Genomic DNA, 21,252 nt, shown 5'->3' with positions numbered 1-21,252 from the left:
AACGCGCCATTGAGCAGCACTAAGGCAGCCAGGTGCCCCGTACGGAGAGTGTCGCATCGCACCATCTCATCCTCGCATTCCTGCCCTTCCCACCTGCCGCGGTGTATGCCCAAGGTTGACATGTCCGTGCAATTGTTCAATCCTATTGAACATAACGTGAACGTCGTCACTTTCACGTTGCACTATTACATCGTCGACAAGGACCAACCGTGCCATCAACGTCAATCCACGCAGCCATGGGCTTCCTGGACAACGTTCGCATACTGTCAATTCGTGCGCACAATCCTAAACTCGTTGTTGCAGAGCAGATTACGAACATAACCTCTTCAGGAGGTGCCGAATGATGATTGGATTCGCCGGCCTCGGGCGTATGGGCTGGCCCATGGCGTCCAACTTGAGGCAGGCAGGACATACGGTCCTCGCTTACGATCCGTGGATTGTCCGCCCGCCAGAGGGCGTGACGCTCGTCGGTTCGGCCACAGAACTCGCGGAGACAGCGATCTCGATCAGTATGCTGCCGGACGGCCCTACCACCCGCGATCTCGTCGAGAACGGGTTAAGCTGCGCCACAACGGATCATGTGCATGTAATCATGGGTACAGTCGGCCCGATAGTGGTGCGCGAGCTCGCCGCCACCCAAACCGTGGACATCGCCGACGCACCGGTTTCGGGGAGCGTGTCGATGGCAGAGAGCGCCACGATCACCACGATGTTCGGCGGGACCGGAGCGCAGTTCGAACGAATTCGCCCGGTGCTCGCGGCAATGACGTCAGCACAGTTTCACACCGGCCCTGTCGGTTCGGGCTCGACGACGAAGTTGGCGGTAAACGCCGTACTCGCATCCCTCAGTCACGGTGTCGCAGAAGGATTGTTGATCGCGGAGGCCGGCGAACTCGATCTCCGAGCGTTCTACGGAGTACTGCGCAGCAGTGCTGCGGGAGCACCCTACGTCGGATACAAGGAAGAGGCGTTTCTCTCACCCGAGTCTGCCGAAGTCGCTGCCCCGATCTCACTGATCCGCAAAGATCTCGGCCTTGCGCTCGATCTTGCCCGCGAGCGCCAACTCCATCTACCTGCTTCCGAGGCGGTCTACGCAGTGCTCGGCTCTGCGGCCGCAGCTGGACTCGGCGAGGCCGACATGGCACAGGTACTTGCCGCATTGCGGCTCCACAACGACCTACCCGGCAGCAGCCGGGTGAAGGAATCAACTCGATGAACAAGCAGTCCACCGATGCCCGCTCCACCGATATCGAATCTGTCATCCGATCACTCGAGGACAGACGCTACGCCGCCGTGACGACCGGCGATGTCGACGCTTTTGTCGCACTCGCCCATCCCGACCTTGCATACACCCATTCGAATGCGGTCGTAGACACCCTGACTTCGTATCGGGACAAGCTTCTCTCGGGCTACTACGTCTATCACCACATAGATCACCCCGTCGACCGAGTCCTCGTATTCGGTGACAGCGCCGTCGTTTTCGGTGAAATGCATGCCGACATCACTGCAGGCGGAGTCCGCAAGACTCTGGCGAATCGATCACTGGCCGTCTGGGTGCGCGCAGGTGATCATTGGTTGCTGCTCGCCTATCAGCCCACTGTCCTGCCCGAGTCGATCCGATGAACGAGTTCGTTTACGACGCGCTCCCCGGACGCGTCGTCTTCGGTTCCGGAGTCGCGCGCAGCGGGCTTGCGCGCGAGATCGAAGCACTGGGAGCTACGCGTGTTCTGGTCATCGCAGCTGACTCGGAAGCAGATCTGGCACAGGAGCTGTGCGCCCCGTTCGACGATCGTGTGGCCGCGACTTTCCTGGGCGTCCGCCCACATGTCCCCGTAGAGGTCGCCGAACGAGCCCGGGCCGCAGCGGTTGGTCTCGACCTGGTGCTTTCGGTCGGGGGTGGGTCGACGACGGGCACAGCGAAGGCGGTCGCATTGACCACGGGATTGCCGGTTGTTGCTGTGCCGACCACTTACGCGGGCTCGGAGGTCACGCCCGTCTGGGGACTGACGGAGAGTGATCGCAAGACCACAGGTACCGATCCTCGGGTGCTCCCACGCACCGTGGTGTACGACCCCGACCTGACACTGACACTTCCCACAGCATTGTCGGTCGCCAGTGGCCTCAACGCGATGGCTCACTGTGTCGAGGCATTGTGGGCACCGAAGCGAAATCCTGTGTCGAGCGCTGTGGCCGAAGACGGAATCCGACGCCTGTCCGCGGGATTGACCGCCCTAACGACCGATGCCACCGACGTCGAAGCTCGGAGTGATTTGCTTCTCGGGGCATACCTCGCCGGGTCCGCGTTCGCCGTTGCCGGGGCGGGGCTTCACCACAAGATCTGCCATGTGCTGGGTGGCGCGTTCGACCTGCCCCACGCCCGGACTCACGCAATCGTGCTTCCTTACGTACTTGCCTTCAACTCAACTACAGCCCCTGATGTCAAGGCCCGTGTGGCCAGGGCACTAGGGCACACTGATCCGGTCGCCAGGCTCCATCAACTCGCTGTCGAACTCGGTGGGTCTGGGGGTCTACGCGACCTCGGATTGAAGGAATCCAACATCGATTCCGTACTCGACGAAATCCTCGCGCTCGTCCCCGCTGACAATCCTCGGCCTGTCACCTTCGACGGACTCACGACGCTGTTACGTGCGGCGTGGGCCGGAACCAACCCAGCTGAGGAGCTCACATGACACTCGAACGAGCAGTCGACTCGGACAGGGAACAGTCTGTCACTGACGAGGTCCTTGCCAGCTTCGACGGAACCACTGATCCGAGGCTTCGGACCATCATGACGAGCTTGGTCCGGCACCTGCACGCCTTCACCCGGGAGATTCGACTCAGCGAACAGGAGTGGGAGAAGGCGATCGAGTTCCTGACGCGTGTCGGACACATCACCGACGACCGCCGCCAAGAATTCATCCTGCTCTCCGACGTACTCGGCCTGTCCATGCTGACGGTCGCCGTCAACGAACCGACAGCACCGGGTGCCACTGCAGCAACGGTTTTCGGCCCCTTCTTCATCGACAATGCACCTGAGGTTCCGCTTGGGGGTGACATCGCACGCGGCGCCGCGGGGACTCCTTGCTATGTGTCGGGACAGGTCAGGTCCACTGACGGTACTGCGATCATCGGCGCACGAGTAGATGTCTGGGAAGCCGACGAAGACGGCTTCTACGACGTCCAGTACTCCGTCGACCACTCCGCAGGCCGCGGATGGCTACACACGGGCGACGAAGGCGAATATCGATTCTGGTCGGTCCTACCAGTGCCGTACCCGATTCCGCACGACGGTCCAGTCGGCGATCTACTCGTCGCATCGGGCCGGGGTCCGATGCGACCTGCGCACCTACACTTCAAAGTCACCGCACCCGGGTATCGAACCCTCGTCACCCACATCTTCGTGGCTGAGGACCCCTACCTCGGGTGTGATGCAGTGTTCGGAGTCAAGGACTCTCTTGTGGTTGCAGTCGATCACCACACGGCAGGTGCTGCTCTCGACGGCTCTGTCTCGGAACGTGACTGGGCCAGTATCAATTTCGACATCGTGCTCGCCCCAGAAGACGATCGCTGACAGCGTTTCGTTACTTCACATCGTGTGAAAACTCATTCTCTGTCGAAGGACAGGTTCATCAGTGCTGCCGTTGTCAGTCGGCAGCGAGGTCACCAAGGAGGTGCAAGAGATGCAGCGAACTCGTTGGATCGTATTGGGCGGGTGCTTTCTCGCGTATTTGTTCGACGCAGTGGAGATCGTCCTACTCTCGCTGGCGTTGCCCGCAATTCGGCACGATCTGAGTCTGTCCGCAACACAGGCGGGTCTGCTCGCCACCGCCACCCTCCTGGGTATCGGAGTGAGCAGCGTGGCAGGTGGATACGTAGCCGACAATTTCGGTCGCAAGAAGGCCTTGACAGCTTCGCTGGCGATCTTTGGCATCTTCACTGCCGCAATCTTGGTCGTACCCAGCTACCCAGTCTTCCTCATTCTCCGGTTCCTCGCGGGCATCGGGCTCGGAGCCGTGTGGAGCGTAGTGTCTGCCTACGTCGTCGAAACGTGGCCTCCCGAGAGTCGCGGACGCGCAGCTGCATTCGTGATCAGCGCCTTCCCCGCGGGCGGCGCATTGGCCGCTGTCATCTCCGGACACTTCTTGCCGGACTGGCGGCTGATGTTCTTCGTCGCAGGCACTGCTGTCGTCCTACCCATCGCTGTCGTCGCTGCATTCTTCCGCGAGTCCGCCAGCTGGGAAGCCCACAAGGCCGAGCACGCAACGGAAATCGTGTCAGTTCGCGACGTTCTGACCGGGCCGCTTCGTCGCACAACGCTGTTGGGCACGCTCATGGCGGCATTGGCCCTCACCGGATACTGGGGAGCGACAACATGGCTGCCGACCTATCTCACCTCCGAGCGTGACCTTCCCACCGAATCGGTTGCACTGTTCGTGACGATTCTGAACTTGGGGATGTTTTTGGGTTACAACGGATTCGGATTTCTCGCCGACCAAGTGGGTCGCCGTCGCACGATCATCCTGACTCTCCTCGGAGTGTCGCTCACCATTCCGATCTACGCACTCACTACCAACCAGACCGGCCTGTTGTGGCTAGGGCCCCTGTTCGGTGCGTTCACCGCATTCTTCGGGTTGTTCGGGTCGTACCTCGGTGAGCTCTTTCCCACGCGCGCACGTGCCACCGGCGCAGGATTCTGTTTCAACGTCGGACGAGGTGTGTCCGCTCTTGCCCCCTTCGGACTCGCCGGTCTGGCAAGCGTTATCGGCTTCAGCGGTGGACTGTTGGTCTGTGCGGGCTTCTTCGCACTGGCAGCGGTCGTTGCATTGTTTCTGCCGAACAAGGGCACACACGCAGGTGAAACCGGCAAAGCTGCGGGGGCAGCATCAGTACAACCGGACACTGCAAGAGCGAGTTTGACCCAGAATTCTGGAACCTAGTGCAGTCGAGCATCTCTCGACGACATGAATACTCGAACGTGCAATTGGAAGCTGCAATCACCCATGAAGATCGTCTACGAGGTCTAGCTTGATCCGAATAGACGATCAGCCCGTAAGGAAACCCGATGTCCACACAACATGATCCGACCATCGTCGCTCTGATCAACGGCCGCACCGTCGGTCGTGGTGAAGTTCTCGCATGGGAGAACCGCCGGATTGACGCTGCAGCCAAAAAGCTGGGGATCGATGCGCCCGCAGCCGGAGGTACCGAAGCACGACGCGAAGCATTTCTGAGCACAAAGCTGGCACTCGGCAGCAGTGAGATCGAATCCAGACTGAGTCGCGATATCCACTGGGCCGAGCGGGTTTCCAAGGTCGGCGCCCGCGTGAGTTCGCGACGACGACGCAGTATCACCGACCTCCAGGTAGCTGAGGGCTCGGCGGCTCACTTCGCCGAATGGTTCGACACCTGCTCCAGAGACTCTGACGAACGAGCCATGCTGCGCGCATGTCCCGACCACTTCGTCATTCGAACTGGGACCGACGGACGTCAAGAAGTCATCGAGACCACTGGCGGCAGCCCGATGGCTGCACGGTTCTACGTCGACTACTCGGAAACATCAAGCCTGGTCACCCCACCCGACCCGAACTTTCCCCACCAAATCGCCGGTGTGGCGCGGGCAGCTGACGGAACGCCTGTGGGAGGGGTCCGTCACCAGTTTCGGGACCTCGACAAAGGTTTCCAGGCACGGCTGACGGTCGAGTTTCCGTTGCCGTCCGCCGGCATGATGATCACTCAGCATCGCTGGCATCTGGCATGCGAATTCTCGAACTGGATCACCGCGGCCGCCAAGGCGTGAAACTTCGCCGAATCTCGAACGAACTCGCAGTGGACGCGCCGAGTTCGCCGTTCACAGACGTATCCGTACATCGTCCACACTGTCCTTTCCGGTGCAGAAGCCTCCGAGGAGATCACCCATGCCCCCGACGATGAAGGCCGCCGTATATCACGGCGCCCGCGACATCCGAATCGAGATCGTGCCTGTTCCCACGCGAGGGAAGGGCGAAGCGCTCGTGCGCGTTCTGCGCTCCGGAATCTGTGGAACCGACGCCTCGGAATGGAGCGTCGGACCGAGGACCTTTCCAGTAGAACGCCGGCATCCCATCAGCGGCCATCTCGGTCCGATCATCCCTGGCCACGAATTCGTCGGCGAGATCGTCGCTGCCGATCCTGAGTCGGATCTCGTCGTGGGCGCCTTGGTCGCCAGCGGTGCAGGGGTGTGGTGCGGGCACTGCCGGAGGTGTAACGCCGGTCGCCCCAACCAATGCGTGAGTTACAAAACCCTGGGACTCAATCTAAATGGAGGAATGGCTGAATACGTTGCGGTGCCGTCCATGACGCTGAGGCAACTCCCGCACGGAATGTCCGTCGACCACGCCGGTCTTGCGCAGCCACTCGCCGTCGGGATTCACGCCGCCCGCCGATCCGGTGCACGCAACGGCGACAGGGTCGTCGTCGTCGGCGCCGGTGCGATAGGTTCGTTCGTGCTCGCCGGACTCAAACATCTCTTCGAGGTCGACGTCACGGTGATCGACTTTCCTGGAGATCGGCTCGCACGAGCAACACGACTGGGTGCTGACAGAACTGTCAGCCAGTCCGCGACGATCGGGGCTGATCTGACAGCGGCCTTCGGTGGTGCCAAGCCAGATGTCGTGATCGAGGCAAGTGGAGCACCCGGACAACTCGCGTCTGCTCTGCAGATGGTCACCGGTGGTGGGCGTGTGCTGGCAGTGGGAATCCCGAAAGAGCAAGCAGCACTAGATATTCACTCACTGGTATTCCGTGAGATCACCCTTGAAACCACCCTCGCGCATGTGTGTGACACAGATCTGCCGGCAGCTCTCGAAGTCCTCGCGGGCGGCACTGTGGGAAACGAATTTGCGGAGGCACCAGTCGGGCTCGATCAACTGACGAGTTCACTCGATCGTCTCGCAGCGGGGGCTGTGGCAGGCAAGATCCTCATCGATCCCGGTATCTGACAGAGCAGAAACACACCGAGGGTTTCTCGACAAGACGAGACAGAAGCCTTGTTACTTCCGTACCAACCCTTGCCACAGGTTGATGGCCCGCGGCGCGATTCAGCGGCGACGACAGCATCACGCGGGGTGATAGTCGAATCCTGACGAAGGAATGGACGCGACGTCCAGGCGGATCAATATCGCGAGTAGTGCTGCATTTCCTCGCGATCGGCGGCGCAGATGCACTTTCGGTCGAGACCGCGGTCGGCAGTCACCGCGCAGAACCGAACTCCGAGCGGATCGTGGGATTCCATACTGTGCTGACATGCCGGACAGATGGACAATGCTTTCTCATCCGCGTCAGTCGACTCGGCTTGCCCTGGTGCATTCGACACGTCGGACGGGTTCGACGCCATACAGGCGCTCCAGTTCTCGGCCGTTCGACCACGGACCGGGTTGGCGTCGAGGACGACATGGCTTGACCGCGCATATTCGAATGACCCTCGACCTACCCCACGCTACTCGCTTCGGCGCACCGGTTTGTACCAATTTCTGCCCGCGCGACAATCCCCGTCGAGCAGGATAGAACTACTGCACGCAGCAATTTCCGTGCAGGATTCGATTTCGTGCAGTAGTCGATGTGAAAGGGCTTCTTGTGAACACTTTCCAACGTGTGTCCGCCGCCGTGAACGTAGTGGTCCAACCACTGATCGGTGCCCCGATAGTGGGCAAGCTTCTCGGCCGTTCGATGACCGTCATCACGTATGTCGGTCGCAAGTCGGGACGCACCTTCAGCGCGCCCGTCTCCTACAAGCGCAAGGGCGACCATGTGACGATCGGCGTTGCCATGCCGAACAAGAAGAGTTGGTGGCGCAATTTCTATCCGGAACAAGGACCGATCATTCTCCAACTGGACGGTATCGATCGCCCGGGTGAGGCACTCGCACACCGAAAAGGAAAGGGCGTCTACGTCTCGGTCGAACTCGCTCCCGTCGACTGAACGAATCGAACCGCCACCGGCGCAATCACATTCAGCTCACACCCACCACTTGGTGACATCGGGGTGATTCAGATCTCGTGACGGTCGGGACCTTTGACTCTGTGCAATCGGCACCCGGTCTCGCACCCTTCGACGCGGGTTTCTTGTCGACCATCGGTCGGACAACCCGATCCTGTCGGGACATTACCGTCCGGTAACATCGATGGCAGGCGTGAGCTGGAAGAGGTGACCACCGTGACGATCGGCATCTATCTGGTCGACGACCACGAGATCGTTCGTCGTGGATTGGCAGACCTGTTGAATCGGGTATCGGGATTCAATGTCGTGGGCGAGGCGTCGTGCGTTCGCGAAGCCTCGACCGGCATACCCGCATGCCGACCCGACGTGGTTGTCATGGACGTCAGGCTTCCCGACGGCAACGGTGTGGAACTGTGCCGAGAACTGGCGTCGACCTATCCGGAAGCGGCCACCTTGATGCTCACGTCGTATTCCGACGACGACGCCCTCCTCGACGCCATGATCGCGGGCGCACGCGGATTCGTCCTCAAGAACATCCGCGGCCACGACCTGGTTTCGGCGATCCGTACGGTCGCCACCGGCAAATCCCTGTTGAACACTCAGGCAGTCATCGGTTTGGTTCGGCGCATCCGATCCGAGCAGGAGTCCGGCACTGCGGCAGCACTGTTGACCGATCAGGAACTGTTGATCTTCGAGTTGATCGGCAAGGGGCTGAGCAATCGAGAGATCAGCACGCACGCGGAGCTCTCGGAGAAGACAGTCAAGAACTACGTCTCCCGCATCCTCGAAAAACTGGGTCTCGAGCGTCGAACTCAGGCCGCAGTTCTGGCGACAAAGCTTCGTGCGGGCACTGCTCACCCGGATCCTTCCGGACAGGCGACCACTCACCTGCTGACTCCGTCAGGTTCGCCATTCTCCGCCACTACGGGCACACACCATGCCAGGTAGCCGCGACGCGCTCATGCTCAGCCTTTTCGGCGACATCGCCGGAAGCGCCGAGGCGACTGCCCTCAACCCGACCGCGATTCCCAAGCTGCTCAGTGCCGTATTGACCGTCGGGTCCACCCTCGAGCTCGACGAAACCCTGCAACAAATTGTCGACGTCGCGCGCCATCTCCTCGAAGCGGACTACGGTGCGCTCGGCGTGAAGTCCCCCGACGGACGCTTGTCGCGATTCATCCACTCCGGTTTGGATCAGGGGCAGGTCGCCGAGATCGGGCATCTTCCAGAAGGTCACGGACTGCTGGGCCTGGTCGTCCAAGAACCGTGTCCCGTTCGAACCGAGCGCATTTCCTCACATCCGTCCTCGGCGGGGTTTCCAGCCAATCACCCTCCGATGGATACGTTTCTCGGTGTTCCGATCTTCGTCAGGGGCGAGGTGTTCGGAAGCATCTACCTCGCGGACAGTTCGGACCGGACTGCATTCGACGACCGCGACGAGGCCGTACTCCAGATCTTGGCAAACGCTGCGAGCATCGCCATCGACAATGCGCGCCTGTTCGAGGAATCCCGGACGCGAGAAGCCTGGCTCAAAGCCGTCGCCGCCGTCAACGCGCGTCTGCTCAGCGGCGGATCGCGCGACGAGACGCTGGCCGAACTCGTACGCACGACGCGCCATCTCACCGACGGCAATCTGGTGTGCATAATTCGCTACGACTTGGGCAGAGAGCCAGTAGTTCACGTCGCGGACGCTGCCGATTCCCAGCCTTTCACGGCGACCGGCTCAGCCGTCGATCTGTCCGGGACCGTGATCGACGACGCTGCGCGCAGTCGTCGGCCGATCTCTGCCTTACGCGGCAGTTCCGTTCAGGCGCTGAATGTTTCCGGCGACGATTCGGTGGTCGCGCTCCCCCTCTCCGGAACCTCGTTCGGCGGCGGCGTTCTGTTCGCGTCCCGCCGCAGCGACCGCCCGTGGGGCGCCGAGGAGATCGAGCAACTGACGGTAATGGCAGACATCGCTTCTGTCACTGTCGAATTCGCCGAACAGCAACGGAAAGAAAGACTGGTCGACGTCCTCGAAGATCGCGACCGAATCGCGCGCGATCTCCACGACCACGTCATTCAACAGCTGTTCGCCACTGGATTGAGCCTACAAGGGGTACTGCAACGTCCAGGTGACGAGAACACCGTTCGAACCGTATTGGACACCTCTGTCGATCAACTCGATCGAACAGTCCGTGAAATCCGCACCGCAGTCTTCGACCTTCACACGAGCGAGATGTCTACTCCCACAAGCCTGCGGCGCCGCCTACTCGACGCGGTCAACGGTCTGTCCGGCCACTCGTCGATCACTCCCAGCGTCACTTTCGAGGGAACCATCGACAGTTCCGTCCCGGCTCGACTCGCCCCGCACGCCGAAGCCGTTGTGCGCGAAGGTTTGAGCAACGCGCTGCGACATGCTCATGCCGATGCCATCGACGTCACCATCCGGGCCACCGAGGAACTTGTCATCAGCATCGTCGACGACGGCGTGGGTATCGACCAGGCAACCAGAATCCACGGTCTCGACAACCTGTCGACCCGCGCCCGTCAGTGCGGAGGCTCGAGCAACATCACCAGCGAGAACGGTGTCACCGAACTGGTGTGGCGGGTTCCGCTGAGCCCCAGTCGAAGTCCGATACCAAGCTCTGGCCGTTGAGCGTCAGAGCGGATCCAGTTGGGCCTTGAGCAGGCAGAACTCGTTACCTTCGGGATCGGCCAGGACATGCCACTGTTCCTGACCTGTCTGGCCGATGTCGGCCGGGCGCGCACCAAGAGCCAGTAGGCGTTCGAGTTCGGCTTCCTGATCGCGGTCGGTGGCGTTGACATCGATATGCAGGCGGGGCTTACCCTTCTCCGGCTCGTCTCTACGACTGAGGATGATCGTGGGCTGTGGACCGCCGAACCCTTCGCGTGGGCCGATCTCCAGCGAACCGTCGTCCATTCGATCGAGCACGACGAAGTCCAGGACCTCGCACCAGAACCGGCCCAGCACCTCGGGTTCCCGGCAACCGAGTACCAGTTCACTGATACGACATGCCATGACCATCTCGCTTTCTTTCCGCCTTTGAAGACAACTCTTTCGACCGTACCGGACCACGTGATCTACGCCATGCCGCCCTGTCCGATCCTCGGGACCTTTTCCCCTCGTCCGAGGTCGTAACCGCCACGATCATTGCGTTTATGTTCCACAGTCCCAAGCATTCTCGGTATGTCGTCACGTCGATGCGCGTAGGCGGCCGTCGTGGTTGATCTCGCTCCCCGGCCGGTCGACGAGGTTGATATCCACATCGGCGCCACTCCCCGAACCGCTCCGAAGGGTTCGAAACTGGTCGAGATCCTCAGGACCACCGATCACAAGATGATCGGCCTGATGTACATCGTGACATCGTTCGCGTTCTTCCTGATCGGCGGGTTGATGGCGCTGCTCATGAGGATGGAATTGACCGTTCCGGGAATGCAATTCCTGTCCAACGAGCAGTACAACCAGTTGTTCACCATGCACGGCACGATCATGCTCCTGCTGTACGCGACGCCGGTCTTCTTCGGATTCGCCAACTACCTCATGCCACTGCAGATCGGCTCGCCGGACGTGTGTTTCCCGCGACTCAATGCCTTCAGCTACTGGTTGTACCTCTTCGGCGGCCTGATCGCCTCCGCCGGATTCGTAACACCCGGTGGTGCGGCAGATTTCGGCTGGACCGCCTACGTGCCGCTCACCAGCGAACTCCACTCCACCGGAATGGGCGCCGACCTGTGGATCATCGGTCTCGCTCTCGGCGGCGTCGGCACCATCCTCGGCGCAGTCAACATCGTTTCGACGATCGTCTGCCTGCGCGCCCCGGGTATGACGATGTTCCGCATGCCGATCTTCACGTGGAATGCGCTGGTCGCCAGCATGCTGATCCTTCTCGTTTTCCCGCTGCTCGCTGCTGCCTTGATCGGATTGTGGGTGGACCGGCACCTGGGAGCGCACCTGTTCGACCCCGCCACCGGTGGAGTCATGTTGTGGCAGCACCTGTTCTGGTTCTTCGGCCATCCCGAGGTCTACATTCTTGCACTGCCCTTCTTCGGCATAGTCTCCGAGATCTTCCCCGTCTTCAGCCGCAAGCCGATCTTCGGATACACCGGATTGGTCTACGCAACACTGGGAATTGCAGCACTGTCGATCGCTGTGTGGGCGCACCACATGTATGCAACCGGCGCTGTTCTCCTCCCGTACTTCTCGTTCATGACCTTCCTGATCGCAGTTCCGACCGGCGTCAAGTTCTTCAACTGGATCGGCACGATGTGGAAGGGACAGTTGACCTTCGAGTCCCCGATGTTGTTCTCCGTCGGCTTCCTGGTCACATTCTTGTTCGGCGGACTCTCCGGCGTCATCCTTGCCAGCCCGCCCTTGGACTTTCATGTCACCGACTCGTACTTTGTTGTCGCGCATTTCCATTACGTCCTCTTCGGAACAATTGCGTTCGCGACATACGCCGGAATCTATTTCTGGTTCCCGAAAATGACTGGCCGGATGTTGGACGAGAAGCTCGCCAAGATCCACTTCTGGTTGACTCTGATCGGCTTTCACGCGACATTTCTCGTCCAGCATTGGCTCGGCGCTCAGGGTATGCCTCGGCGGTACGCGGACTACCTGCCGTCGGACAATTTCACTCTTCTCAACACGATCTCGACCGTCGGCGCGTTTGTGCTCGGAGCCTCGACGATTCCGTTCATCTGGAACGTTTTCAAGAGCTACCGGTACGGCCGAATTGTGACAGTCGACGATCCTTGGGGCTTCGGAAACTCGCTCGAATGGGCGACGTCCTGCCCACCACCGCGACACAATTTCACCGAGCTCCCCCGAATCCGCAGTGAGCGGCCGGCATTCGAACTGCACTACCCCCACATGGTCGAAAGAATGCGCGACGAGGCGCATGTCGGGCTGCTCGGCCACAAGTCGGTTTCCGACGTAAGAACTGAGGTGAAACAACATGAATGACGGCACGAAGTACCGAGCCTGGGCAGAAGATCAGCAACACGAACGCCGAGCGAAACCCGGCCATCTTCTCGCGCCGTTGCTCGTGCTCATGTTCGCGGTCGCGACGCTGGTGTGGTTGCCCTTGACGACTGCCGCATGCTCGATAGTCGTCGCAGGATTGCTGTTCGGCACTGTCCTGCAAGCCAGTTCGCATTCGACAGACACAGCTCGAGGAGTTCACGATGAAGCCCGAACTATCGACTGACCTCATCACCTCCGAGTGGTCCGCAAACGGAGCGGTCGTCGTGTGTATCGACGGATCCCCTCTGCGCCATGACGTGATCACGTGGGCGGCCGAGTTCGCGCATCGCCACAGTCTCTGGATGCGAATTGTTTTCGTAGCTCCGACCACCGCCGATCCGAACACCTCGGCGTCACCGACCGGCCTGTTCATGGAAGCCATTCAGATCGCCGAGTCGGTGTCGCCAGATCTTCGGATCCGGACCGATCTGATCTCCGGGGAGAACACCGCAATTCTCACCGCGCTGACCGCTGAGGCCGCCTTGATCGTCACACCACAGGACGATCTCGCTGCCCCTGCCCCGAGGTGTTCGTTCGCAAAAGTCGGAAGACCGCGTGAAAGCATCGCTGCGGCAGCCTTGCCCGTTGTCGTCGGTTTGGACGGAAGCGCCCACAGTGAAAGCGCTTTGGCTATTGCATTCAAAGAAGCAGAGGCAGCGAACACCGAACTGGTCGTCGTGCACGCCTCCCCGCCAGAGGGCGAACTGCGTCGAGACTTCGCATCCGGGCACGCGCCCCAGCACTCGACGCCGCTGACGTGGCAACTATCGGGTTGGGCCACGCTCTACCCTGGCGTCGCCATCCGTCAGATCGAGTTCGACGGCCCCTCAGTTGCCATTCTTGAACAACTCTCTACCGAGGCACGGCTTCTCGTCGTGGGTCGGCGTGGGCGAGGTTCGTTCGACGACGCCGGCCTCGGCACGACAAGCAGCACGATGATTCGAAAAGCTCAGTGCCCGGTCATCGTTGCGAGCGAAGTCTGAATCAGATCCTCACCCGGTCAGAAGCCGTAGCTGTGGATGGGTGCGAGCTGACCGTACACCGCTGGCACCAGCGCAAATTGATCGGCCACACGACCACGCTATCGTGTGCAGAAGCAACGGCGCCCCGCGAGAACAAAGCTCGCGGGGCGCCGTCGGTTGATCTGCTGGATCAGCGGGCGTCGAACCGGTCGAGGTCCATCACCTTGGTCCAGGCAGCGGCGAAGTCCTCGGCGAACTTCTGCTTGGCGTCTTCGCTGGCGTACACCTCGGCGAGTGCACGCAGTTGCGAATTCGATCCGAAAACGAGATCGACCGCAGTTGCCGTGTATTTCGGATCGCCCGTCGCACGATCAACGCCGTCGTAGACGTTCTCGTCCGTCTTCGACGGCTTCCACTCGGTACCCATGTCGAGAAGGTTGACGAAGAAATCGTTGGTCAACGTCTCTGGGCGGTCGGTGAACACTCCGTGACCGGTCTTGCCGAAGTTCGCGTTCAGCGCGCGAAGTCCACCGACCAGCACTGTCACCTCGGGCGGGGTCAGCGACAGCATGTACGCGCGGTCGACCAGCAGAATCTCGGCCGGAATCTTCTCCCCACCCTTGAGATAGTTCCGGAATCCGTCGGCCCGGGGTTCGAGTACCTCGAACGAGTCGACGTCTGTCTGCTCCTGCGTTGCGTCCGTACGTCCCGGAGTGAACGAGACCGTGATGTCCTGTCCGGCGTTCTTCGCAGCCTGTTCAACGGCCGCTGTACCACCCAGAACGATCAGGTCGGCGAGCGAAACCTTGGCTCCACCTGCCTGGTTGAAGTCTTGCTGAACCCGCTCGAGAGTCTGAAGCACCGCGGAGAGAGCTGCGGGCTCGTTGACTTCCCAATTCTTCTGCGGTTCCAAGCGGATTCGCGCACCGTTGGCGCCGCCGCGCATGTCGGTGCTGCGGAAGCTCGCAGCCGACGCCCACGCCGTCGATACCAACTGCGAAATGGACAGCCCGGAGTCGAGAAGTCGACTCTTGAGGATCGCGATGTCTGCGTCCCCGATCAGCTGATCCTCCGCCGAGGGAACAGGGTCCTGCCACAGCTGCGGCTCGGGAACCCACGGCCCCAAGTAGCGCGTGACCGGTCCCATGTCACGGTGCAGGAGCTTGTACCAAGCCTTGGCGAACTCTTCGGCGAATTCTTCCGGATGATCGAGCCAGCGCCGGGTGATCTTCTCGTACGTCGGATCCAGGCGTAGGGAGAGGTCGGTTGTCAGCATCGTCGGAGTGCGTCCGGCCGACGAATCGAACGGATCCGGGATCGTGCCCGCCCCCGCGCCGTCCTTCGGAATCCACTGCCAGGCACCCGCCGGGCTCTTGGTCAGCTCCCAGTCGTAGCCGTACAGGATCTCCAGGAAAGTGTTGTCCCACTTCGTCGGAGTGGGCGTCCATACGACCTCGAGACCACTGGTGATCGCGTCCTTGCCCACTCCTGTACCGAAGGCACTCTTCCAGCCCAATCCCTGCTGCTCGATGGGTGCGCCTTCCGGTTCCGGTCCGACGAGGTCGGCCGGGCCGGCGCCGTGCGTCTTGCCGAAGGTGTGGCCGCCGGCGATCAGTGCGGCTGTCTCCACGTCGTTCATCGCCATGCGAGCGAAGGTTTCGCGAATGTCGCGGGCGGCCGCTACCGGGTCCGGTTGGCCGTTGGGCCCTTCGGGATTGACGTAGATCAGGCCCATCTGAACTGCGCCCAGCGGCCCGGACAGCTCGCGGTCTCCGCTGTAGCGCTCGTCGCCGAGCCAGGTGTCCTCAGGACCCCAGTAAATCTCCTCCGGCTCCCAGATGTCTTCTCGACCGAAGCCGAAGCCGAACGTCTTGAACCCCATCGACTCCAAGGCGCAGTTGCCCGCGAACACCAGGAGGTCGGCCCAGGAAACCTGCTTTCCGTACTTCTGCTTCACGGGCCAGAGCAGGCGCCGCGCCTTGTCGAGGCTGGCGTTGTCCGGCCAACTGTTGAGCGGGGCGAAACGCTGAGCGCCCTGACCTCCGCCGCCGCGACCGTCGGCGATGCGATAGGTGCCGGCAGCATGCCAGCTCATACGCACGAAGAGTCCGCCGTAGTGCCCGTAGTCGGCCGGCCACCAATCCTGCGACGCCGTCATCAACGCGATGACGTCGCGCTTGAGTGCCTCGACATCGAGTTTGGCGAATTCCTGGGCGTAATCGAAGTCGGCACCCATGGGATTGGATTTCGACGAATGCGAATGCAGGACAGAGAGATCCGGCTGATTCGGCCACCAGTCACTGTTCGTTCTCGGACGATTCCCGGTAGGTGTCGGAGACGGGATTGCGGGGTTTTCACTTTCGCTGGTGCTCTCGGTGTTTCCATCGTGAGCAACCGGGCAACTATCGGACACGGTAATCCCTCCATGAGCGAGTAGAACGGACTTCGATCACGGGTGTGATCGCAAACTCTGAGTTGTCGAACAGTCGGCACACAGGCCCCAGTAAATGACCTCGGCTTCATCGAGGACGAAGCCGTTGCGCGCCGACGGCGTCAAACACGGTGCCTCTCCGACTGCGCAGTCGACATCGGCAACGACCCCGCAGGACCGGCAGACGACGTGATGGTGGTTGTCGCCGACGCGGGACTCGTACAGCGCCACCGATCCGGACGGTTGGATCCGCCGTATCAGCCCGGCGTCGGTGAGAGCGTGCAACACGTCGTAGACCGCCTGCCGAGATACCCCCGGCAGAACTGCCCGCACAGCATCGAAAATCGTCTCGGTGGCTGCATGTGGGCGTGCATGCACAACCTCGAGCACCGTGACTCTGGGACGAGTCACGCGAAGCTCAGCGTTACGCAGTTGGGCTGCATAATCCGGCGTCGAAGGCACCTTTCCACTATTGCGCAATCTTCTGGACTGAACCCAGACTTTCGCGAAAATCATCGCTGACAAGGCTCTCCCGACCGATTCGTCCGTGCTATGAGTGAGCCGGATTCCTCGCTGTTTCTGGCGCCCCCACTGCGTCTTCAGGCGTGTTGCGCGTCGGCGCGTCCTGCTGCGTGGTTCCACAAACTCCGACAATCTCCCCTTCGTCCAACTACCGTGAAAGAGAGAATCCGCCGAGGTCAGGAGTGATCGTGCCCAAACTGGAGATCAAGAGGAAGTCAGAACTCTCACGGCAGGAAGTCGCCGACCGACTCATCGCCCTCGGCCAAGCCCTCGCCAGCGGATCCGAAGTGGAGCTGGGGTCGGGTGGGGACTCGATCGAAATCAGTGTTCCGGAACAGGTTCGGTGGGAACTCGAGATCGAAGTCGACGGCAACGAAGTCGAGATAGAAATCGAGATTCACTGGCGCGACGACCCTCAGGAAGAATCAGAAGTGAAGTCTCCGACGCCCGCCAAAGCAGTTCGTCGCAGCCGACCGCGCAAGAGCACTGCGAAGTAACTCGTCGCGAACACGGTTGTCAGGTGGTTACGGAGACGCCGACACCTCGAGAGACACAACGCGCAGCAGTGCTCGGAGATCACTTTCGATCCGTCGAAACAGTTGATACACAACGATGAATCCGGCGATCCCGCCCAGACACAACGCACGAACTGTGGCGTTGAGTTCCTCGCCGGCCCCGGAACCGACAAAACTGAGCCCCGCGATTCCCACCAGTGGAACCGACGCCGCCACCGCGAGGTAACGCGTGCTGCTCCGGCCCAGCGAGCGAATATCGCGTCCGTCGTCGCTCCGTAACTCCCCGTGTGACAACAAGATCGGATACAGACATCGAACCGAGTAATACGTCAGGATGAAGAACGGATACGCGACTGCGACGGCGCCGCACACCGCCAGCGACGACATCAAGTGCACGTAGGCTCGCTGCGGAATTCCGCCGGCGGCAATCTGCAATGCAACCGGATATGCGATACCGGCCAGAACCCACAGACCGAATGCGATCACCACCGCGCGGTGTCCGACGTTCAGCGTCGCGGTACGCGCTTTGTTCAAGACATCCGCGCTGTACGTCTGACCGTTGCGCAGTCCGTGAGGCACGGTGAGGGCGAGCCGACACCAATACAGGATCGCTGCGGCGCCGAGAGAGAACGCAGCCACCCCGATGACCAGATGAACCTGCTCGAGGTGCTGCTGGGCCTGCGGCGAGAGTCCCGAGATGATCAGCATCTTGTTGTAGTAGTAGTTGTAGCCCGCCGCCAGGAGATTCGGAATTCCGATCGCGGCCAGAAGAATCGGCAGTGCCCACTTCCACAGCGTCGAACGTGGACTCCCTTCCGGTGGGTCCACCAGATTGCGGGCCGACCGGTCCAGGCACAGAGCGAACTGACGAGCCAGCTTTCGTCCGCCAGACCACCGTCCGTCTCGCTCGGGCGAGAGAGACTTCACCAGCACTCGGCGCAGCGCCGGCGGACAGTCGTCCGGTAACCGTGCCTCGGCCGCAGGATCCACTCCACGCCGGCGGGCCTCGAGCGCCTTCCTGGGCGACGGCGGGTTCTCTCCCGTGCCGTCGCCCAAGAAAGGCCTACTCCCGGTGAGGAGTTCCCACAGCATCACGCCGAGCGCATAGATGTCGCTACGGGTGTCGAGTGTGCCGGGCGCCCCCACAGAACAGGCCTCCAACTGCTCCGGAGACATGTAGGCAAGCGAGCCTCCGACAAAACATGCTGCATCCTCGGTCGACACCTCCTCGCTCGAACTGACGTTGAAGTCGGCGAGTTTGGGAATGCCTTCGACACTGAGAAGTACGTTCGCCGGCTTGATGTCCCGATGTAGTACGCCGTGCTCACGCGCGTATTCGAGGGCATCGGCCAGTCTCATTCCCATCCAGGCCACGGTCTCCGGCCACGACATCGCCGCGATCTCGCTCCGTAAACTCGTCTCGCTCGGCTTCATCTCTCCCTTCTTCGCCAGGGTGTGATCGATGGCGTCGAGAAGTAGTTGTCCGGACCGCTGCGCCTGCGGTGTGACGCGGACAAGTTTGACCACGTCGAGCAGGGTCCCGCCTGGCACGTATTCCATGAACAGAACTCGCAGTGCACGTTCTTCGAGCAGTCGTTGGTCGAAGACGCGAACGATGTTGGGATGGTCGAGTTGGGCGAGAGTCTGCGGTTCGACCCCGACGTTGCGCGAGATCTTCAATGCGACCCACCGCTGCATCGAAAGTTGCCGAGCAAGGAACACTCGGGCAAACGCTCCGTGCCCGAGTTCCAACACCAGTTCGAAATCGTCGAGGTGCTGCCCGATCTCGAACTCGTCGAAACCCGAGAGTCCCAACATCATGACGTCTTCGCGTCCGGCCATCGAATCACGATCGAACAACCGCTCGAAACTCTCTGCCTGCAAGGGGAACTCGCTGAGATAGTCGGCTGCTACGACGTTCTCCCCACTCTGCTTCCGCAGCCGGAACTCCTCGTACAGGAGCTCGGCCGGAAGTGGTTCTTCGAGTAGTTCGGGATACTCGGCACAGTAGTCCGTGAGTCGTTTCGGGCGATCATTTTTCAGCCAGCGATACTCCATGTCGATCCCGACCAATTCGATCAACGCCGCCCGACGAATCTTGGCCGGATCGGGCAGATAGTCGCTCAAGTCGGACGGGGTTCGCCCCTCCTCCCAATCCCCGACAAGTCGCCCGAGGCCGTCGGCACCGTTCTGTCGGTCACGCACCACCGGCGGTGCGGACGGGCGCAACTCGGTGACGGTGCCCCGTTCGGTCAGGGGCCCGCTCGCGATTGTCGCGTCAACGGCCTGCGCACCACGTTCATTCATGACACTTCTGTTCCGCACCTCGATCACGATGAATCGGGGTGACTCACTTCAGCGTAACCCCGGCGGTACCCCAGACCCCAGCGAAACTATTGGGGGTGAACCGGCAGATTCGTGCCGATACCGACAAGTACCTCGCGATCTTTGATCTTGACGCGATCACGCCCATACTTCACACCGAGATCACGTTCGGCGGCATCGATGCGAAGCCATCCGTCCCAATCGACGGACACGACGTTGCCGGCCCCGAGGAGCCTCGCGATCCCGCTTCGGTCTGCTCGCCGCTCGCCTACCGAATCCAGCTGGTGCAGCATCGTTTCGACGGTCTGGCAAGCATCAGGCCGCGCCGCACCGATCAGCCCGGCGGCACCTCGCTTCATCCAACCGGTCACGAACAAGCCCGCAACCGGTGAGCCGCTCTCGTCGACCACAGCGCCGCCCCGGTGTACAACGGTGCCGCGCCCGTGATCGAAAGGCACCCCGGCAAGTGGCGTTCCGAGGAATCCGATTGCCCGGTACACAGCGTGAACCGGATAGTCGGTACAGGTGCCCGAAGCGGTGACGTGACCGTAGCCGTCCGGGACTGTCCGCTCGACGCGGAGTGCTTCGACTTTCCCACTGCCGAGAATCTCCGTCGGCTGTCGGTAGAAGTGCAGGTGAACGCGGCGGTGAGAAGTTCGGTCGGCAGACGGGTCCGCGAAGGTGCGGAGTGCCTCGACTGCGAGTCGGGTGTGCACCGACTGCTTTGTCATCCGCTCGATATGCCGGTCCGGTGCGACATCGGCAGCGTCGACGACGACATCGACGCCTGGCAGTTCACCGAGAGCGCGCAACTCGTTCGGGGAGAAGCGAGCGTCGGCTGGTCCGCGCCGGACAAAGATGTGCACTTCGCGAACACGACTGCCTGCCATCCCTTCCCGAACTTTGGCCGATACGCCCGTGGCCTGCAGCGATTGCGCCTCGGCGAGGAGCATTCGGGTGACATCGAGTGCGACGTTGCCACCTCCGATCACCGCAACCGATTCGGCGTTCAGCGGCCACTGCAGCGAACTGTCCGGGTGATCGTTGTACCAGGCGACAAACTCGGCGCTGCCGAAGGAACCTGGAAGCTCGACGCCGGGAATGTCGAGAAGCGCATCCCGCGGCGCACCCGTTGCAATGATCACGGCATCGTAGGAAGAGCGTAGGTCCTCGACGGAAAGGTCCTTGCCGATCTCGACGTTGCAGAACAACCGGAAGTCACTGGCGGCCAGCGTGGCGTGCAGAGAGTGGACGAACTTTTCGGATTCGGGATGCCCCGGCGCGAGCCCGTAGCGCACCAGTCCGTACGGCGTGGGTAGACGCTCGAACACGTCTGTCTTGGTGCCTGGTGCCAGTTCAGCAAGAGCGCCCGCGGCGTGGATTCCCGCCGGCCCCGCCCCGACGATCGCAACACTGAGCGGTGGTGAGAAGAACTGGGGCGACGCAAGCGGGGGTACCTCTGAACTTCTCGCACTGATCATGCCCCGAGGCTAGGGG

20 protein-coding genes are annotated in these 21,252 nt (G+C 61.4%); 14 read left to right on the top strand and 6 right to left on the bottom strand.

Annotated features, from left to right (window positions below):
- The first annotated feature begins 340 nt into the window (after positions 1–340).
- The 7 genes from ABWI03_RS07720 to ABWI03_RS07690 all read left to right on the top strand — a co-directional run bounded on the left by ABWI03_RS07720 (position 341) and on the right by ABWI03_RS07690 (position 6,977).
- The gene (locus tag ABWI03_RS07720) at positions 341–1,216 is read left to right on the top strand and encodes an NAD(P)-dependent oxidoreductase (protein ID WP_298776129.1); all 876 of its coding nucleotides are present in this window, start codon (positions 341–343) and stop codon (positions 1,214–1,216) included.
- Positions 1,213–1,623 carry a nuclear transport factor 2 family protein gene (locus ABWI03_RS07715; RefSeq protein ID WP_298776130.1) on the top strand — a complete coding sequence of 137 codons (411 nt, stop codon included), beginning with the start codon at positions 1,213–1,215 and terminating at the stop codon, positions 1,621–1,623. The genes ABWI03_RS07720 and ABWI03_RS07715 overlap by 4 nt, the downstream gene beginning before the upstream one ends.
- On the top strand, positions 1,620–2,690 hold the full coding sequence (locus ABWI03_RS07710) for a maleylacetate reductase (RefSeq protein WP_298776134.1): 1,071 nt from the start codon (positions 1,620–1,622) through the stop codon (positions 2,688–2,690). Before ABWI03_RS07715 ends, ABWI03_RS07710 begins: the two co-directional genes overlap by 4 nt.
- On the top strand, positions 2,687–3,571 hold the full coding sequence (locus ABWI03_RS07705; RefSeq protein WP_298776136.1) for an intradiol ring-cleavage dioxygenase: 885 nt from the start codon (positions 2,687–2,689) through the stop codon (positions 3,569–3,571). The genes ABWI03_RS07710 and ABWI03_RS07705 overlap by 4 nt, the downstream gene beginning before the upstream one ends.
- A 109-nt stretch (positions 3,572–3,680) precedes the next feature.
- Positions 3,681–4,937: an MFS transporter gene (locus tag ABWI03_RS07700; protein ID WP_353802416.1), complete on the top strand. Its 1,257-nt coding sequence runs from the start codon at positions 3,681–3,683 to the stop codon at positions 4,935–4,937.
- Between the two features lie 125 nt (positions 4,938–5,062).
- Positions 5,063–5,797: a hypothetical protein gene (locus ABWI03_RS07695; RefSeq protein ID WP_298776141.1), complete on the top strand. Its 735-nt coding sequence runs from the start codon at positions 5,063–5,065 to the stop codon at positions 5,795–5,797.
- A gap of 118 nt (positions 5,798–5,915) precedes the next feature.
- Positions 5,916–6,977, top strand: coding sequence for a zinc-dependent alcohol dehydrogenase (locus ABWI03_RS07690; RefSeq protein WP_298776144.1), 1,062 nt, complete (start codon positions 5,916–5,918; stop codon positions 6,975–6,977).
- 173 nt (positions 6,978–7,150) lie between these two features.
- Here the strand turns inward: ABWI03_RS07690 and ABWI03_RS07685 are convergent, their stop codons facing one another.
- Complete coding sequence (locus ABWI03_RS07685) at positions 7,151–7,372, bottom strand: RGCVC family protein (protein WP_095971810.1); 222 nt, start codon at positions 7,370–7,372, stop codon at positions 7,151–7,153.
- A 239-nt stretch (positions 7,373–7,611) separates the two neighbouring features.
- Between ABWI03_RS07685 and ABWI03_RS07680 the strand changes: the two genes are divergently transcribed.
- The 3 genes from ABWI03_RS07680 to ABWI03_RS07670 all read left to right on the top strand — a co-directional run bounded on the left by ABWI03_RS07680 (position 7,612) and on the right by ABWI03_RS07670 (position 10,612).
- Entirely contained in the window at positions 7,612–7,956 is a 345-nt protein-coding gene (locus ABWI03_RS07680) for a PNPOx family protein (RefSeq protein ID WP_298776147.1), read from the top strand.
- A gap of 234 nt (positions 7,957–8,190) precedes the next feature.
- Positions 8,191–8,922 (top strand): response regulator transcription factor, encoded by a 732-nt coding sequence (locus ABWI03_RS07675; RefSeq protein WP_095971949.1) that lies wholly within the window; start codon positions 8,191–8,193, stop codon positions 8,920–8,922.
- Positions 8,912–10,612 (top strand): GAF domain-containing sensor histidine kinase, encoded by a 1,701-nt coding sequence (locus tag ABWI03_RS07670; RefSeq protein WP_298776150.1) that lies wholly within the window; start codon positions 8,912–8,914, stop codon positions 10,610–10,612. Before ABWI03_RS07675 ends, ABWI03_RS07670 begins: the two co-directional genes overlap by 11 nt.
- Before the next feature lie 3 nt (positions 10,613–10,615).
- Here the strand turns inward: ABWI03_RS07670 and ABWI03_RS07665 are convergent, their stop codons facing one another.
- Positions 10,616–10,996, bottom strand: coding sequence for a VOC family protein (locus ABWI03_RS07665; RefSeq protein WP_095971948.1), 381 nt, complete (start codon positions 10,994–10,996; stop codon positions 10,616–10,618).
- Between the two features lie 201 nt (positions 10,997–11,197).
- Between ABWI03_RS07665 and ctaD the strand changes: the two genes are divergently transcribed.
- From ctaD to ABWI03_RS07650, 3 genes are read left to right on the top strand one after another with little or no spacing between them, the layout of a single operon-like run.
- Positions 11,198–12,940 carry an aa3-type cytochrome oxidase subunit I gene (ctaD, locus tag ABWI03_RS07660; protein ID WP_298776153.1) on the top strand — a complete coding sequence of 581 codons (1,743 nt, stop codon included), beginning with the start codon at positions 11,198–11,200 and terminating at the stop codon, positions 12,938–12,940.
- Positions 12,933–13,184 carry a hypothetical protein gene (locus tag ABWI03_RS07655; protein WP_283377474.1) on the top strand — a complete coding sequence of 84 codons (252 nt, stop codon included), beginning with the start codon at positions 12,933–12,935 and terminating at the stop codon, positions 13,182–13,184. The genes ctaD and ABWI03_RS07655 overlap by 8 nt, the downstream gene beginning before the upstream one ends.
- Positions 13,162–13,983 (top strand): universal stress protein, encoded by an 822-nt coding sequence (locus ABWI03_RS07650; RefSeq protein ID WP_298776158.1) that lies wholly within the window; start codon positions 13,162–13,164, stop codon positions 13,981–13,983. The genes ABWI03_RS07655 and ABWI03_RS07650 overlap by 23 nt, the downstream gene beginning before the upstream one ends.
- A 169-nt stretch (positions 13,984–14,152) precedes the next feature.
- Here the strand turns inward: ABWI03_RS07650 and katG are convergent, their stop codons facing one another.
- Together katG and ABWI03_RS07640 are read right to left on the bottom strand one after the other, a co-directional pair.
- A complete protein-coding gene (katG, locus tag ABWI03_RS07645) occupies positions 14,153–16,375 on the bottom strand; it encodes a catalase/peroxidase HPI (protein ID WP_124567413.1) in 2,223 nt (740 codons plus the stop codon).
- A 36-nt stretch (positions 16,376–16,411) separates the two neighbouring features.
- Positions 16,412–16,855 (bottom strand): Fur family transcriptional regulator, encoded by a 444-nt coding sequence (locus ABWI03_RS07640; protein ID WP_095971947.1) that lies wholly within the window; start codon positions 16,853–16,855, stop codon positions 16,412–16,414.
- Positions 16,856–17,103: 248 nt separating this feature from the next.
- Here ABWI03_RS07640 and ABWI03_RS07635 point away from each other — a divergent pair, with 248 nt between their 5' ends.
- Positions 17,104–17,412, top strand: coding sequence for an amphi-Trp domain-containing protein (locus tag ABWI03_RS07635; RefSeq protein WP_095971946.1), 309 nt, complete (start codon positions 17,104–17,106; stop codon positions 17,410–17,412).
- Positions 17,413–17,439: 27 nt separating this feature from the next.
- Here the strand turns inward: ABWI03_RS07635 and ABWI03_RS07630 are convergent, their stop codons facing one another.
- Positions 17,440–19,737 carry a serine/threonine-protein kinase gene (locus ABWI03_RS07630; protein WP_298776167.1) on the bottom strand — a complete coding sequence of 766 codons (2,298 nt, stop codon included), beginning with the start codon at positions 19,735–19,737 and terminating at the stop codon, positions 17,440–17,442.
- 86 nt (positions 19,738–19,823) lie between these two features.
- Complete coding sequence (locus ABWI03_RS07625) at positions 19,824–21,236, bottom strand: FAD-dependent oxidoreductase (protein ID WP_298776169.1); 1,413 nt, start codon at positions 21,234–21,236, stop codon at positions 19,824–19,826.
- Positions 21,237–21,252: the final 16 nt, after the last annotated feature.

This window comes from Rhodococcus baikonurensis (assembly GCF_040489275.1).
In the GTDB taxonomy this organism is placed as follows: Bacteria; Actinomycetota; Actinomycetes; order Mycobacteriales; family Mycobacteriaceae; genus Rhodococcus_F; species Rhodococcus_F baikonurensis.
This window is presented reverse-complemented; position numbering and strand designations above follow the sequence as displayed.